The organism is Variovorax paradoxus B4, from assembly GCF_000463015.1.
Taxonomy (GTDB): domain Bacteria; phylum Pseudomonadota; class Gammaproteobacteria; order Burkholderiales; family Burkholderiaceae_C; genus Variovorax; species Variovorax paradoxus_E.
Map to the genome: position 1 here is coordinate 2772388 of NC_022247.1, position 14777 is coordinate 2787164.

At 65.2% G+C, this 14777-nt stretch carries 13 protein-coding genes; 7 read left to right on the forward strand and 6 right to left on the reverse strand.

Going from position 1 to position 14777, the window contains the following annotated elements; all coding sequences use genetic code 11:
- Nucleotides 1-65: 65 nt before the first annotated feature.
- From VAPA_RS12855 to VAPA_RS12880, 6 genes are all read right to left on the reverse strand, one after another.
- Entirely contained in the window at nt 66-851 is a 786-nt protein-coding gene (locus VAPA_RS12855) for a peptidylprolyl isomerase (protein WP_021007205.1), read from the reverse strand.
- A 163-nt stretch (nt 852-1014) separates the two neighbouring features.
- On the reverse strand, nt 1015-1296 hold the full coding sequence (locus VAPA_RS12860; protein ID WP_021007206.1) for a BolA family protein: 282 nt from the start codon (nt 1294-1296) through the stop codon (nt 1015-1017).
- Complete coding sequence (locus tag VAPA_RS12865) at nt 1293-1835, reverse strand: septation protein A (RefSeq protein WP_021007207.1); 543 nt, start codon at nt 1833-1835, stop codon at nt 1293-1295. Before VAPA_RS12865 ends, VAPA_RS12860 begins: the two co-directional genes overlap by 4 nt.
- Entirely contained in the window at nt 1832-2242 is a 411-nt protein-coding gene (msrB, locus tag VAPA_RS12870; RefSeq protein ID WP_021007208.1) for a peptide-methionine (R)-S-oxide reductase MsrB, read from the reverse strand. Before msrB ends, VAPA_RS12865 begins: the two co-directional genes overlap by 4 nt.
- Nucleotides 2239-3720, reverse strand: coding sequence for a protein adenylyltransferase SelO (locus VAPA_RS12875; RefSeq protein WP_021007209.1), 1482 nt, complete (start codon nt 3718-3720; stop codon nt 2239-2241). The genes msrB and VAPA_RS12875 overlap by 4 nt, the downstream gene beginning before the upstream one ends.
- Nucleotides 3721-3795: 75 nt before the next feature.
- Nucleotides 3796-4872, reverse strand: a complete 1077-nt coding sequence (locus VAPA_RS12880; protein ID WP_021007210.1) for an AraC family transcriptional regulator — start codon at nt 4870-4872, stop codon at nt 3796-3798.
- Nucleotides 4873-5021: 149 nt separating this feature from the next.
- Between VAPA_RS12880 and VAPA_RS12885 the strand changes: the two genes are divergently transcribed.
- The 7 genes from VAPA_RS12885 (at nt 5022) to VAPA_RS12915 (ending at nt 14579) form a co-directional block, all read left to right on the forward strand.
- Nucleotides 5022-6869: a carboxylesterase/lipase family protein gene (locus VAPA_RS12885; protein ID WP_051255324.1), complete on the forward strand. Its 1848-nt coding sequence runs from the start codon at nt 5022-5024 to the stop codon at nt 6867-6869.
- Nucleotides 6870-6999: 130 nt separating this feature from the next.
- The gene (locus VAPA_RS12890; RefSeq protein WP_021007212.1) at nt 7000-8643 is read left to right on the forward strand and encodes a 3-(methylthio)propionyl-CoA ligase; all 1644 of its coding nucleotides are present in this window, start codon (nt 7000-7002) and stop codon (nt 8641-8643) included.
- 140 nt (nt 8644-8783) lie between these two features.
- A complete protein-coding gene (locus tag VAPA_RS12895; RefSeq protein WP_021007213.1) occupies nt 8784-10013 on the forward strand; it encodes a branched-chain amino acid ABC transporter substrate-binding protein in 1230 nt (409 codons plus the stop codon).
- Between the two features lie 200 nt (nt 10014-10213).
- Nucleotides 10214-11452, forward strand: coding sequence for a branched-chain amino acid ABC transporter substrate-binding protein (locus VAPA_RS12900; RefSeq protein ID WP_021007214.1), 1239 nt, complete (start codon nt 10214-10216; stop codon nt 11450-11452).
- 81 nt (nt 11453-11533) lie between these two features.
- Nucleotides 11534-12487 (forward strand): branched-chain amino acid ABC transporter permease, encoded by a 954-nt coding sequence (locus VAPA_RS12905; protein WP_021007215.1) that lies wholly within the window; start codon nt 11534-11536, stop codon nt 12485-12487.
- 4 nt (nt 12488-12491) lie between these two features.
- Nucleotides 12492-13802, forward strand: a complete 1311-nt coding sequence (locus VAPA_RS12910; RefSeq protein WP_021007216.1) for a branched-chain amino acid ABC transporter permease — start codon at nt 12492-12494, stop codon at nt 13800-13802.
- Nucleotides 13803-14579 (forward strand): ABC transporter ATP-binding protein, encoded by a 777-nt coding sequence (locus VAPA_RS12915; RefSeq protein WP_021007217.1) that lies wholly within the window; start codon nt 13803-13805, stop codon nt 14577-14579.
- Nucleotides 14580-14777: the final 198 nt, after the last annotated feature.

A 14777-nucleotide genomic window follows, 5' to 3' on the forward strand; every position in this document is an offset into this window, starting at 1 on the left:
GAACCCGGAGATAAAAAAAGCGGCCCGCGGGCCGCTTTTTTCATGGCGTGAAGAAAATCCGGGCCTTACTCGACCTTTGCCTTCGCGCGCAGCTCTTCCTGGTACTTCTGCAGGCGCTGCTGCTGCAGCTGCTGCGTGATCTGCGGCTGCACTTCTTCCAGCTTCGGCAGCTGCGCCTGGCGGATGTCGTCGACGCGGATGATGTGGTAGCCGAACTGCGTCTTGACGGGGGCTGCCGTGGTCTCGCCCTTCTTGAGCTTGATCATCGCTTCGGAGAACTCGGGCACGAAGCTCGCGGGGTTGGCCCAGTCGAGATCGCCGCCGTTGGCGCCCGATCCCGGGTCCTTGCTCTGCTTCTTGGCGATGTCCTCGAACTTGGTGCCCTTCTTCAGGTCGGCCATGATCTTCTTGGCCTGGTCTTCGGTCTCGACCAGGATGTGGCGTGCCTTGTATTCCTTGCCGCCATTGGCCGCCACGAACTTGTCGTACTCGGCCTTCACGTCGGCGTCCGAGACCGGGCTGGTCTTGCGGTAGTTCTCGAACAGCGCGCGGATCAGGATGGCCTGGCGGGCGAGTTCGAGCTGGTTCCTGTAGTCGTCGGTGGCGTCCAGGCCCTGCTTCTGCGCTTCCTGCATGAACACTTCGCGTGCGACGATTTCCTCGCGCAGCTGGCCCTGCATTTCCGGCGTGACCGGCCGGCCGGCTGCCGCCAGCTGCTGGGCCAGCACGTCCATGCGCGCCTTGGGCACGGGCTTGCCGTTGACGATGGCTGCGTTCTGCGCCACTGCCGCCAGAGGAATCGCACCGAGCAGCGCTGCGGCCGCGACGGCCTGCAAGAGTTGTTTTTTCATGGAATGAATATCAGGCTGGAGGGGAAATGCGCGTGTAGGAAAAAGCGCGTGAAAAAAAGCGGACGAGACGAAGGAAGGGCGAGAAATGGAAGATCGGGTCGGGCCGCCGCGGCCGTCATGCCCTGTTTTTGGCAGATCGGCGGCGTGCCGGCAATCGAACGACTCAGAGCACCTCGATGGCGATGGCGTGCAGACCCTGTGCGATAAAAACTTGGAGGGCATCATACACAAGGCGATGGCGCGCCACGCGGGGCTTCCCTTCGAACAGTGGGGAAGCGATGCGAACCCGGAAATGGGTGCCCCGGCCCTCGGCGTTGGCACCGGTATGGCCCGCGTGGGCGCCGCTTTCGTCGATCACCTCGAGCGTGGTCGGCTGGAGCGCCTGGCGCAGCGCCGCTTCGAGGTCGCGCGCAGTCGGCAGGGGGTGGCTCAAGGCAGCACTCATGATGCGGGCTTGTCGTCGCCCTTGAGGTGCGGCGAGATGTAGAGGCCCTGCGCCACCAGGAACACGATCGGGAACACGTAGCCCCAGAGCTTGAAGTTGACCCATGCCTCGGTGGTGAAGTACGCCGCCACGTAGCCGTTGATGGCCGCCATGAAGAGGCAATAGCCGATCCACGCCACGTTGAGGCGGCCCCAGATGCGGTCCGGCAGCTGGAGCTGCGAGCCCAGCAGCATCTTGAGGAAGTTCTTCTTCAGCGCCCACAGCGCCACCGCCAGGGCAATGGCCATGGCGCCGTAGAGAACCGTGGGTTTCCACTTGATGAAGCGGTCGTCGTGCAGCACCAGCGTGAGCGTGCCGAAAAGCAGAATGAGCACCAGCGTGGCTTTCTGCATGGCCTGCAGCTTGCGGTCCAACGCGTAGATGATGCCCATCTGCAGCACGGTGGCGGCCATCAGCACGCCGGTGGCGGTGTAGATGTCGGCCAGCTTGTAGGCGCCGAAGAACAGCAGGATCGGAAAGAAGTCGAGGATCAGTTTCATTTTTTCTTGAAGTCGAGCGAGGCCGAGTTCATGCAGTAGCGCAGGCCGGTTTCGGTGGGGCCGTCGGGAAACACGTGGCCCAGGTGGGCGCCGCAATTGGCGCAGACGTTTTCGGTGCGCACCATGCCGTGCGAGCGGTCGACGATGTTCCTGATGGCGCCCGGTACGGCCTCTTCGGAGAAGCTGGGCCAGCCGCAGCCCGCGTCGAACTTGGTGCCCGATTCGAACAGCTTCGCGCCGCAGCAGATGCAGTGGTAGGTGCCGTCATCCCAGTGCGCCTCGTACTTGCCGGTGAAGGGCCGTTCGGTGGCCGCGTGGCGCGTGACCTCGAAGGCCACGGGCTCGGCGCCTTTTTCGGCAAGCAGGGCTTTCCATTCGGCGTCGGTTTTCTCTACGGGAGTGGTCATGATGAGCAGCTGATTTCGATCGTGGAGGCCCAGTCGGGCGGGAACCCGGCATAGGCTTCGGCGCCGGGATGTTCTTCAAATGGGGTTTCGAGCAGGGCCAACAAGGTTGCCACACCCGAGAAGTCCTTCTGGCTCGCCGCTTCGATGGCCTGCTGGCCCAGGTGGTTCCGCAACACGTACTTCGGATTCGATTTGAGCATCAGGGCCGCGGCTTCCGGACGCGGCGCCTGCGCATGCCGCTGCGAAAAGGATAGCAGCCAGGCATCGAAGCCCGCCCGGTCCAGGAACAGGTCGCGCACCGGCTCGGCGTGGCCGTCGGCCATGTGCGGCGAAAGGCGGCGCCAGAAGATGGTGTAGTCGACCTTTTCGGCGGCCAGCAGCTTCAGCACGCCCTCGATGAGCGCGCGATCGCCTTCGGCCGGCTCCGCGAGCCCGAGCTTGGCGCGCATGCGGGCCTCGAATTCGCGCGGGAACACCGTCTTGTAGGACTCCAGCGCGGCGACGGCGATTTCCTGGTCGCCGATCAGCGGCAGGAGCGCCTGCGCCAGGCAGAACAGGTTCCAGTAGGCCACGTTGGGCTGCTGGTTGAAGGCATAGCGGCCGCTGGCGTCGCTGTGGTTGCAGATGTGGCGCGGATCGAAGCCGTCCAGGAACTGGAACGGCCCGTAGTCGATGGTGAGCCCGAGGATGCTCATGTTGTCGGTGTTCATGACCCCATGGCAGAAGCCCACGGCCTGCCACTGCGCGAGCAGGGCGGCGGTGCGCTCGCTCACGGCTTCCAGGAAGGCTGCATAGGCATTGCCGTTGAAGCGATCGGTGGTGCGGCAGGCCGGGTAGTAGCGGTCGATGACGTAGTCGGCCAGCGCGCGCAGTTCGGTGTCGCGCTGGTTGGCGGCAAAGTGCTCGAAGTGGCCGAAGCGGATGAAGCTGGGCGCCACGCGGGTCACGACGGCAGCGGATTCGGGCACTTCGCGGTACACGGGGGCGTCCGAGCCCGTGACGCAGAGCGCGCGGGTGGTCGGAATGCCAAGGCCGTGCATGGCCTCGCTGCAGAGGAATTCGCGGATGCTGGAGCGCAGCACGGCGCGGCCGTCGGCGCCGCGCGAGTAGGGCGTGCGGCCCGCGCCCTTGAGCTGCACTTCGAGGCCGCCCTCGGTTTCGCCGAGCATGATGGCGCGGCCGTCGCCGAGCTGGCCGGCCCAGACGCCGAACTGGTGGCCGCTGTACACGGTGGCGAAGGGCTGCGTGCCGGCCACGGTCAGGTTGCCGGTCAAGGCCGACAGCGTGCCGTCCGATTGCCGCCAATCGGCCGGCAAGCCGAGCATCCGGGCCGTCGCCTCGCTATGGCCCACCCAGTAGGGATCGGGCAGGGGCGTTGGCCGCAGTTGGGTGAGAAAAGCGGGGCCCAGCGCCCCGAAACCGGGTTTCCAGCGCAATCCCAGGTCCGCGGCGGCCGTGTCTTCAGCAAGCAAGCTCATGCCCGGATTGTCCGGCAGAGCGCGAGACCCCTTGCGGCGCGGGCCATCGGGGACTCAAACGCCGCTCGAAGCTCCTCAATGGGCGAGCGCCGGCGTGTCCCAGATCCGCGCCCGGTACTGGGCGGGCGGCAGCCCGAACCAGCGCTTGCAGGCCCGGAAGAAGTTGCTGCTGTCGACAAAGCCGAGCATGTCGGCGACGTCGGTGAGCGTGTGCCGGTCTTCCGCCAGGTACTGCTGCGCCAGTTCGCGGCGGGTGCGGTCGAGCAGCGACTGGAACGACACCGATTCCTCCTGCAGCCGCCGCTGCAGCGTGCGCTCCGCGAGGCCGAGGCCGGCGGCCACGTCCTGCCGGCGCGGTTCGCCTTGCGGCAGCCGCCGCGCGATTTCGGCGCACACCAGGGTGCTGGTGGTGGTCTGGCCCAGCAGGTTCAGCTGGTCGTCCAGCAGGTGCTCCTGCATCTCGCCGAGCGCCGGGTGGTGGGTGGGCAGCGGCATGGCCATGTCCGCCGCCGACAGCAGCAGGCGGTTGGCCGGCGCGTTGTAGCGGATGGCGCAGCCGAAGGCCTCGCGGTGCAGCCGGTCGTTGGCCGGCGGCGGATAGACGAACTCCAGGGCCAGCGGCTGCAGCTCGCGCCGCGTGAGCCACTGGCACTGCATGAAGACGGTCAGCAGGGCGTATTCGACGCGCTGGCGCGGAATCGGGAGGCTGCCGCCGGTGTGCTCCATCACCATCCAGCAGCCGCGCGCCTCGCGCTGCAGCGAGAAAGCGGTCGCGTCCGAGATCACCGCCATGTAGCGCGTGAGCCGGGTGAGCGCCGCGCCCAGGTCTGCACTGCAGGCCATGGCGTGGCCGACCGTGCCCAGCTTGCTGTGCGTGGCGGCCAGGTCGCGGTGCAGGCCCAGCGTGGACTTGTCGGCGCGCGCCACCGCAAGCTGCCAGAGCACCGAGATCTCGTCGACCGGCACGCGCGCGTTCTGGCGGTGCAGCGAATCAGGATCGAAACCGGCGTCGCGCAGCAGCGAAGGCACGTCGAGCCCTTCGGCTTCGAACATGGAGAGCACGCCTTCGAGCCAGGCGGCAGAGCTGGTCCGAAGCTCCGGCTGCTGCGCGCAGCCGGGCCGTCGTTGCGGTCGGCGCTGGGCGTGCGGCATGGAGGCTCCTGAAGTCATTGATTTGGCGCGCTTGCGATAGCGAAGGAAACGGCGTGCGTTCCTAGAATTTTTTACGGGTTCGGCGGGCCGGAGTATGGCCACCGGACACGGAGGCAGGAATTCCGATTAACCCGGTGTGGAGACAAATAATGAATACGGCACTGACAGCAGCGGTACAGGCACGGCCAGAGAACCAGGGTGCAGCAAGAACGGCAGCGGCAGCGCGGACGCTGGCCGTGACGGCCTGCCTGGCCCTCGCGGCCTGCGGTGGTGGTTCTTCGGGCTCGTCGTTCCCGTTCCTGCCGGTCCTCCCGCCCGCGCCGCCGCCACCGGCCGCACCGCCCCCGGCTGCCGACGGCCCCATGGTGCGCCAAACCGTGGCCGGCAAGATCGAAGGCGTGGACGACAGCGCCAATTCGGGCACATGGTTCTGGAAGGGCGTTCCTTTCGCGCAGCCGCCGGCCGGCGCGTTGCGCTGGCGCGCGCCGGTGGAGCCCGAGGCGTGGAGCGGCATCCGCCCGGCCATGAAGTTCGGCAACGCCTGCCTACAGATCGGCCGCCTCTTCGGCCCCGGCGCCAACAACACCTACGACGCGACCATCGGCACCATGCTGGGCAAGCCGGTCGGCAGCGAGGACTGCCTGTTCGTCAACATCTGGCGTCCCGCCACCGGCGAGCAGAACCTGCCCGTGCTGCTGTTCGTGCATGGCGGCAGCAATATTTCGGGCTACACGGCTGATCCGCTCTACGACGGCGCCCGGCTCGCGAAGGCCGCCAACGCGGTGGTCATCACCGCCAGCTATCGCCTGGGCATCCTGGGCTTCCTGAACATGCCGCAGCTGCGCCCGGGCGGCACCGCGGGCGACGACTCGGGCAACTTCGCGCTGCTCGACAACATGGCGGCGCTGCGCTTCATCCGGAACAACGTCGCGAACTTCGGCGGCGATCCGGGCAATGTCACGCTGTCGGGCGAATCGGCCGGTGCCACCAACCTGCTGGCGGTGATGACCTCGCCGATGGCCAAGGGGCTGTTCCACAAGGCCTTCGAGATGAGCGGCGGGATTTCGCTCGCGACCAACCTGCCGCCGGGGACGTTGCCTACGCTGGTCCCGGCATCCGTCTCGCTTGCGCAGGGCCAGTCGATCCTCGAGAAGCTGCTCGTGGCCGATGGCACCGCCGCCGACGCGGCCGCCGCCAAGGCCTACATCGGCATGCGCACGCCGGCGCAGATTGCCGAATACCTGCGCGCCCAGGAGGGTGGTGCGATGCTGGCCACGGTGGTCGCCAATGGCCTGGGCAGCGTCGCGCCCATTCCCGACGGCACGGTGCTGCCTGTCGATCCGATCGGCGCGATCGCCGCCGACAACTACGTCAAGGTGCCGATGCTCGCAGGCAACACGCGCGACGAGGGCAAGCTCTTTGCGTCGCTGCTGGGAACCATCGGCTTCCCGAAGCCGGGCTGGATCGTCACCGATGCCCAGCGCTTCTCGATGATGTTCGACTTCGATCCCGACGCAGCCCCCACGCTCGCGGTGGCCGACATCATCGATCCGTTCTACCTTCCGGTAGACACGCCCGGCACGGGCTACAACGCGGCGACCGCCGTCATCACGAAGGGGCTCTTCGAGGCCAACCGCGACAACCTGCTGAACACGATGAAGACGCGTCAGTCGAACATCTGGCACTACCGCCTCGACTGGGCGCAGGAGCCGACGCCGTGGAACGACGTGTACGGGGCCGCGCATGCGTTCGACCTGCCGTTCGTGTTCGGCAACTTCGGCGGCGCGCTGCTCAGCAACGTGATGGGCGGCAAGGTCAACCAGCCGGGCCGGCTCGCCCTGTCCAACGCCGTCATGGCCAGTGTCGGGGCCTTCATGCGCAAGGGCGACCCGAACACGCCCGAACTTGGTGCAACCTGGGCGACATGGCCGTCGCAGCTGCGGCTCGACGCCACGCCCTCCGCGGCCGTGATCACGCCGGTGCAGGCCGTCCCTTGATCAGGTGCACCAATGAGCCGCTGCGTTCAATCCGGCAGTGCGGGTTTGTGTCATTGTGGAAGTGGCCGAAGCTTGCGTGAATCCGTTGTTCGCAAGCTTTCATGAAGTCATTTCAAAAAGGAGTCCGTAGATGCTGGGTTTGATGCAAGACCAACCGCTTTTGATCTCGTCGCTGATCGAGTTCGCCGAGCGCCACAACGGCGACGGCGAGATCGTCTCGCGCCGGGTCGAGGGCGACATCCACCGCACCACCTGGGGCGGGATCGCATCGCGCGCCCGGCAGGTGGCCAATGCACTGGACGGCGAGCAATTGCTGTTCAGCGACCGCATCGCCACCCTGGCGTGGAACGGCTACAGGCATCTGGAGCTGTACTACGGCGTGAGCGGCAGCGGTCGCGTGCTGCACACCATCAACCCGCGCCTGCACCCCGACCAGATCGCCTGGATCGCCAACCACGCCGAAGACCAGATCCTGTGCTTCGACCTGAGCTTCCTGCCGCTGGTGCAGGCGGTGCACGCCAAGTGCCCCACGATCCGCAAATGGATTGCCCTGTGCGATGCCGACAGGCTGCCGGTGGACAGTGGCGTGCCCAACCTCGTGAGCTACGAAAGCTGGATCGGCGGGCAGTCCACCGACTACGACTGGCCCACCTTCGACGAGAACTCGGCCTCGAGCATGTGCTACACGAGCGGCACCACGGGCAATCCGAAGGCCGCGCTCTACAGCCACCGTTCGACCATGCTGCACGCCTACGCCGCGGCCTTGCCCGACGTCATGCGGCTGTCGGCGCGCGACTCGGTGCTGCCGGTGGTGCCGATGTTCCACGTCAACGCCTGGGGCATTCCGTACTCGGCCGCGCTGGTGGGCTGCAAGATCGTGTTTCCCGGCCCGGCGCTCGACGGCAAGTCGGTGTACGAGCTGATCGAAGCCGAAGGCGTCACCTTCGCGGCCGGCGTGCCCACCGTGTGGCAGATGATGCTCGGCCACATGCAGGCCAACGGCCTGAAGTTCAGCAAGCTCAACCGCACCGTGATCGGCGGCTCGGCCTGCCCGCCGGCCATGATCACGGCGTTCCAGGAGAACTACAACGTCGAGGTGCTGCACGCCTGGGGCATGACCGAGATGAGCCCGCTGGGCACGCTGTGCACACTCAAGAACAAGCATCTCGCGCTGCCGCCCGATGCGCAGCTGCAGATCCGCATGAAGCAGGGCCGTGCCATCTTCGGCGTCGACATGAAGATCGTCGACGGCGCCGGCAAGGAACTGCCCTGGGACGGCAAGGCCTACGGCGACCTGCTGGTCAAGGGCCCGTGGATCGTGAAGGAATACTTCAAGGGCGAGGGCGGCGATCCGCTCATTCGCGACGAGCAGGGCCGCGGCTGGTTCCCCACCGGGGACGTCGCCACCATCGACCCCGAGGGCTACCTGCAGATCACCGACCGCAGCAAGGACGTGATCAAGTCCGGCGGCGAGTGGATCAGCTCGATCGAGATCGAGAACATCGCCGTCGCGCACCCGGCCATTGCCATGGCCGCCTGCATCGGCGTGTACCACCCCAAGTGGGACGAGCGGCCGATCATCGCGGTGGTGAAGAAGCCCAATGCGGAAGTCACGCGCGAGGAGCTGCTGAAGTTCTACGAAGGCAAGACGGCCAAGTGGCAGATTCCCGACGACGTGGTGTTCGTCGAGGCGATTCCGATCGGCGCCACCGGCAAGATCCTCAAGACCAGGCTGCGCGAGCTGCTCAAGGACTACAAGCTACCCACCTGCTGACGAAGCGCCAAAGCCCACCCGCACTGTCGCGCACGCGATAGGAAGGCTGCCTTCGCGGCCTTCCTTCCGGGCAATCCCTGTGCGGAGAAGAAAAGGGCACTTGTACGCTGGCATCCCGCCTTTCATTCCGGAGACTCTTCATGCAATTTGCTCTCAAGTCAGTCGCTGCCTGTGCCATGTTGGTGGGCGTGGCCGCCGCCTTCGCCCAGAAGGGCGAGACGGTCAAGATCGCCTGGCTCGACCCGCTCTCCGGCCTGATGGCCGCGGTGGGCACCAACCAGCTCAAGACCACGCAGTTCCTGGCCGAAGAGTTCAACAAGAAGAACGCGTCGGGCGTGAAGTTCGAGATCATCGCCATCGACAACAAGCTCAGCCCGCAGGAAACCACCGCTGCGCTGCGCTCGGCGCAGGACCAGGGTGCGCGCTACATCACCCAGGGCAACGGCTCGGGCCCGGCGCTTGCGATCATCGACGCCGTCGAAAAGAACAACGCGCGCAATCCCGGCAAGGAACTGCTCTACCTGAACTACGCGGCGGTCGACCCCGACCTCACCAACAGCAAGTGCAGCTACTGGCACTTCCGCCTGGACGCCGACACCTCCATGAAGATGGAAGCGCTGACCACCTGGATGAAGGACCAGCCCGACATCAAGAAGGTCTACATCCTCGGCCAGAACTACTCGCACGGCCAGCAGGTGTCGAAGTTCGCCAAGGAAGACCTGAAGATCAAGCGCCCCGACATCCAGATCGTCGGCGACGACCTGCACCCGCTCGCGCAGGTGCGCGACTTCTCGCCCTACATCGCCAAGATCAAGGCCTCGGGCGCCGACACGGTCATCACGGGCAACTGGGGCTCCGACCTGTCGCTGCTCATCAAGGCGGCGAACGACTCGGGGCTGGACGTCAAGTTCCTGACGTACTACGCGCCGGGCGCCGGCACGCCCACGGCCATGGGCGCTACCTCGGCAGGCAAGGTCTACACGGTGGCCTATGCCCACTACAACATGGGCGGCGAGATCCAGAAGCTGCTTGCTGGCTACAAGAAGAAGATGAACGACGACCTGACGCAGTCCTCGATCTACCACACGTTCGCATTGCTCGATGCCGCTTTCGTCCAGACCAGATCGACCGATCCGGTCAAGGTCGCGGCCGCACTCGAAGGCATGAAGATCAAGAGCTTCAATGGCGAAGTCGAGATGCGCAAGGCCGACCACCAGCTGCAGCAGGGCCTGTACATCTCGCGCTGGGAAAAGGCCAGCGCCAAGTATCCCTACGACGCCGAGAACACCGGCTACACGAATGTCCCCGTGAAGTACTACGAGTCGTATGTGGCGAGTACGCCCACGACCTGCCAGATGAAGCGCCCCTGAGCGCCTGTGTGAACGCATTTCCTACCCGCTGGTAGCAGCTGCCTACCGTTGGGTAGCAACTTGGAGAAATGCGGTGTCGCCTGTGCGATAGAAATGGGCCTTGCGGCCGCCTCCTTACGGGCATTCCCTGAGGGTAGGGGGCACAAACGCTTGTACTCTCGTGCGGCCATTTGAATCGGTTTGACCAGGAGAAATAGATCGTGAAGTTCGCTCTGAAAATCGCTACCGCATCCATCCTTGCAGCGAGCGCCGCCGGCGCCCTGGCCCAGAAGGGCGAAACCGTGAAGATCGCCTGGCTCGACCCGCTGTCGGGCCTGATGGCGGCTGTGGGAACCAACCAGCTCAAGACCTTCCAGTTCCTGGCCGAGGAGTTCAACAAGAAGAATGCGGCCGGCGTGAAGTTCGAGGTCATCGCCATCGACAACAAGCTCAGTCCGCAGGAAACCACCAGCGCGCTGCGCTCGGCCATGGACCAGGGCGCGCGCTACGTGGTGCAGGGCAACGGCTCCGGGCCGGCGCTGGCCATCATCGACGCGCTCGAGAAGCACAACGCCCGCAACCCGGGCAAGGAAGTGCTCTACATCAACTACGCGGCCGTGGACCCCGACCTGACCAACAGCAAGTGCAGCTACTGGCACTTCCGGCTCGACGCCGACACCTCCATGAAGATGGAAGCGCTGACCGCCTTCATGAAGGAACAGCCCGACATCAAGAAGGTCTACCTCATCAACCAGAACTACTCGCATGGCCAGCAGGTCTCGAAGTTCGCCAAGCAGAACCTCAAGGACAAGCGCCCCGATGTCGAGATCGTGGGCGACGACCTGCATCCGCTGGCCCAGGTGCGCGACTTCTCGCCCTACATCGCCAAGATCAAGGCCTCGGGCGCCGACACCGTCATTACCGGCAACTGGGGCTCCGACCTCGCGCTGCTCATCAAGTCGGCCAACGACTCGGGCCTGAACGTCAAGTTCTACACCTACTACGCCGTGACGAACGGCACGCCCACCGCCATGGGCGCAGCTTCGGACGGCAAGGTGTACCAGGTGGGCTACAGCCACTACAACGCGCCCGGCCCCGTCCAGCCGCTGATGAACGAGTTCAAGAAGAAGTTCAACGACGACATGTACACCACCGACATCTACACGGTGTACGCCATGCTCAGCGAAGCCTTCGTGCGCACCAAGTCGACCGAGCCCGTCAAGGTGGCGGCCGCGATGGAAGGCATGAAGTTCAAGAGCTTCAACGGCGACGTCGAGATGCGCAAGGCCGACCACCAGCTGCAGCAGGGGCTGTGGATCACACGCTGGCAGAAGGCCGATGCCAAGAACCCCTACAGCCCGGAGAACACCGGCTACACGCTGGCGCCCGTCAAGTTCTACGAGGCCTATGTTGCGAGCACGCCCACGAGCTGCCAGATGAAGCGGCCCAACAACTCCTGATCGCCTGATCGCGCGCTGACCGGTCGAGGCCCGACTTCACCACTCGGGCCTTTTTCTTTTTTTACCTGACACGAAAGACCGATGAACGTCGAATTCTTCGTCATCTCGCTGCTCAACGGCGTCAGCTACGGGCTGCTGCTGTTCATGCTGAGCTCCGGCCTTACGCTGATCTTCAGCATGATGGGCGTGCTCAACTTCGCGCACGCCAGCTTCTACATGCTCGGCGCCTACATTGCCTACACGCTGTCCGGCATCATCGGCTTCTGGCCTGCGCTCTTCATTGCGCCGCTGCTGGTGGGCTTGCTGGGCGCCGCCTTCGAGCGCTACAGCCTGCGCCGGGTGCACAAGTTCGGCCACGTGCCCGAGCTCCTGGTGACCTTCGGGCTTTCGTACCTGATCCTGGAGCTGGTGCAGCTTGCCTGGGGGCGTTCGACCGTGCCCTACGGCCTGCCGCCGCAGCTCCAGGGGCCGCTGTTTTCGCTGTACGGCACCCAGTTTCCGAAGTCGCGCTCGTTCATCATGCTGGTGGCCGTGCTGATGCTCATCTCGGTGTGGCTGCTGCTCACGCGCACGCGCATCGGCCTGGTGATCCAGGCGGCGCTGAAGCATCCCGACATGGTCGAGGCGCTGGGGCACAACGTGCCGCGCGTCTTCATGCTGGTGTTTGGCGGCGGTGCCGCGCTCGCGGGCCTTGCGGGCGTGGTGGGCGGCAACACCTACGTCACCGAGCCCGCCATGGCTGCCTCCGTGGGCTCGATCATCTTCGTGGTGGTGGTGGTCGGCGGCATGGGCTCGCTGGCCGGCGCATTCCTGGCGTCGCTTTTGATCGGCATCATCCAGACCTTCGCGGTGGCCATGGACCAGTCGTTCGCCGGCGGCCTGCAGATGCTGGGCTTTACCGTGACCGACCAGACCTTCGGCTACGAGCTGCTCAAGCTCACGATCTCGCAGGTTGCGCCGATCCTGCCGTACCTGTTCCTGGTGCTGATCCTCATCTTCAGGCCCAAGGGTCTTCTTGGTACCCGGGAGGACTGAAGCCATGACAACGACAACCACAACCACGCAGTACTACCGCTTCAAGCCCTGGAACATCGGGCGCTTCCTGATCTGGTCGCTGTTCGCGATCGTGCTGATCGTTTCGCCACTGGTGTTCAAGAGCAGCCTGGCGCTCACCATGCTCTCGCAGATGGGCTACCTGATCATCATCTGCCTGAGCTACAACATCCTGCTGGGGCAGGGCGGCATGCTGAGCTTCGGCCATGCGGTGTATGTCGGGCTCGGCTCCTTCCTTGCCATCCACGTGATGAACATGGGCGCCAAGGGCGGCTTGCAGATTCCGCTCGTGGCCATTCCCCTGGTGGGCGGCCTGGCCGGCATGTTCTTCGCCATCTTGCTGGGCTTCGTCACGACGAAGAAGTCGGGCACCACCTTCGCGATGATCACCATGGGCATCGGCGAACTGGTGGCCTCCATGGCGCTGATGTTCCCGAGCTTCTTCGGCGGCGAGGGCGGCATCACCACCGACCGGGTCTACGGACCGACCTTCTTCGGCTTCAACTTCGGCTCGCAGATCCAGGTGTACTACCTGATCGCCGCGTATTGCTTCGTCTGTACCGCGCTCATGTATGCCTTCACGGGCACGCCGCTCGGCCGCATGCTGAACGCGGTGCGCGACAACCCGGAGCGCGTGGAGTTCATCGGCTACAACACGCAGCGCGTGCGCTACTTCGCGTTCATCATTGCCGGCTTCTTCGCGGGCATCGGTGGCGGGTTGGCGTCGATCAACTTCGAGATCGTGAACGCGGCCGACAGCCTGAGCGCCATCCGCTCGGGCGGCTACTTGCTGTTCACCTTCCTGGGCGGGGCGGTGTTCTTCTTCGGGCCGATCATCGGCGCTGTGCTGCTGGTGTTCGCGTCGATCCTGCTGTCGGAGCTCTCGAAGGCCTGGCAGCTCTACTTCGGCCTGGTGTTCGTGTTCATGGTGATGTTCGCGCCCGGCGGCATCGCCAGCCTGGTGATGATGAACCTGCGGGTCGCCAAGTTCGGCAAGTTCGACCGCTTCTGGCTCCTGTACATCGCGCTGGCCGTGGCGCTGGTGCCGGTGGTGGTGGGCGCTGCCGCGCTGATCGAGATGATCTATCACATCCAGCTCAACGCGGCGCTCGGGCCCAACCTGAACTTCTTCGGCGTGACGCTCGACACCTCGGGCACGGCAAGCTGGCTCGGCGCCGCTGCGATCCTGACCGTGGGCCTGGCTGCGCTCGAGGTGGCGCGCCGCCGCTTCGTGCGTGTCTGGGGCCAGGCGCAGGAAGAGATCGAAGCAGAAATCAAACGTCGGGAGGCGGCGTAAATGAGCGCGCAATACGCACTGGAACTGAAGGCGCTGCGCAAGAATTTCGGCAAGACCGAAATCATCCGCGGCGTGGACCTGGCCGTGAAGGCCGGGGAACGCGTGGCCATCATCGGCCCGAACGGGGCGGGCAAGTCGACGCTGTTCAATCTCATCAGCGGGCGACTGGTACCCACCAGCGGCGAAGTGTTGCTGAACGGCCAGCGCATCGACGGCAAGAAGCCCTACGAGATCAACCGGCTGGGCCTGTCGCGCAGCTTCCAGATCACCAACATCTTCCCGAAGCTCAGCGTGTTCGAGAACCTGCGCTGCGGCGTGCTGTGGAGCCTGGGCTACCGCTACACCTTCCTGCGCTTTCTCTCGAACCTCGACGATGCCAACGCGCGCACCGAAGAACTCATCAAGCAGATCGGCCTGGAGCGCAAGCGCGACGTGCACGCGGTGAACCTCACCTACGCGGAGCAGCGCGCGCTCGAGATCGGCGTGACCATTGCCGGCGGCGCCGGCGTCATTCTTCTGGACGAGCCCACGGCGGGCATGAGCAAGACCGAGACGGCGCACTTCATCTCGCTGATCAAGCATGTGACGGTCGGCAAGACGCTGCTCACGGTGGAGCACGACATGGGCGTGGTATTCGGGTTGGCCGACAAGATCGCGGTGGTGGTGTATGGCGAGGTCATCGCCTTCGACACGCCGGCGGCCGTTCGCGCCAATGCGCGGGTTCAGGAAGCCTATCTGGGTTCTTCGGTTGCCGATGCGCAGGGGGCAGGGCATTGATGACGCACTGCACTTCGACTCGACGCGGCGTCCCTCGTTCAGGGCGCGCTCCCGCCGACGGGGTACGCGGCGAAGCGAATGTCCTCCGGCCTGCGGCCTCCCCCTTGATTTCGCCGCGCAAGGCACCCCATCGACGGGAGCGTCATGTGCAGCGGTCGTTGATCGGCCAGCACAACGACCGCGCTCATCGTGCGCAGG

What these genes read in the sequence shown, in the direction of transcription:
- VAPA_RS12855 (WP_021007205.1), bottom strand. Translation starts at nt 851, where the DNA reads ATGAAAAAACAACTCTTGCAGGCCGTCGCGGCCGCAGCGCTGCTCGGT.
- VAPA_RS12860 (WP_021007206.1), bottom strand. Translation starts at nt 1,296, where the DNA reads ATGAGTGCTGCCTTGAGCCACCCCCTGCCGACTGCGCGCGACCTCGAA.
- VAPA_RS12865 (WP_021007207.1), bottom strand. Translation starts at nt 1,835, where the DNA reads ATGAAACTGATCCTCGACTTCTTTCCGATCCTGCTGTTCTTCGGCGCC.
- msrB (WP_021007208.1), bottom strand. Translation starts at nt 2,242, where the DNA reads ATGACCACTCCCGTAGAGAAAACCGACGCCGAATGGAAAGCCCTGCTT.
- VAPA_RS12875 (WP_021007209.1), bottom strand. Translation starts at nt 3,720, where the DNA reads ATGAGCTTGCTTGCTGAAGACACGGCCGCCGCGGACCTGGGATTGCGC.
- VAPA_RS12880 (WP_021007210.1), bottom strand. Translation starts at nt 4,872, where the DNA reads ATGCCGCACGCCCAGCGCCGACCGCAACGACGGCCCGGCTGCGCGCAG.
- VAPA_RS12885 (WP_051255324.1), top strand. Translation starts at nt 5,022, where the DNA reads ATGAATACGGCACTGACAGCAGCGGTACAGGCACGGCCAGAGAACCAG.
- VAPA_RS12890 (WP_021007212.1), top strand. Translation starts at nt 7,000, where the DNA reads ATGCTGGGTTTGATGCAAGACCAACCGCTTTTGATCTCGTCGCTGATC.
- VAPA_RS12895 (WP_021007213.1), top strand. Translation starts at nt 8,784, where the DNA reads ATGCAATTTGCTCTCAAGTCAGTCGCTGCCTGTGCCATGTTGGTGGGC.
- VAPA_RS12905 (WP_021007215.1), top strand. Translation starts at nt 11,534, where the DNA reads ATGAACGTCGAATTCTTCGTCATCTCGCTGCTCAACGGCGTCAGCTAC.
- VAPA_RS12910 (WP_021007216.1), top strand. Translation starts at nt 12,492, where the DNA reads ATGACAACGACAACCACAACCACGCAGTACTACCGCTTCAAGCCCTGG.
- VAPA_RS12915 (WP_021007217.1), top strand. Translation starts at nt 13,803, where the DNA reads ATGAGCGCGCAATACGCACTGGAACTGAAGGCGCTGCGCAAGAATTTC.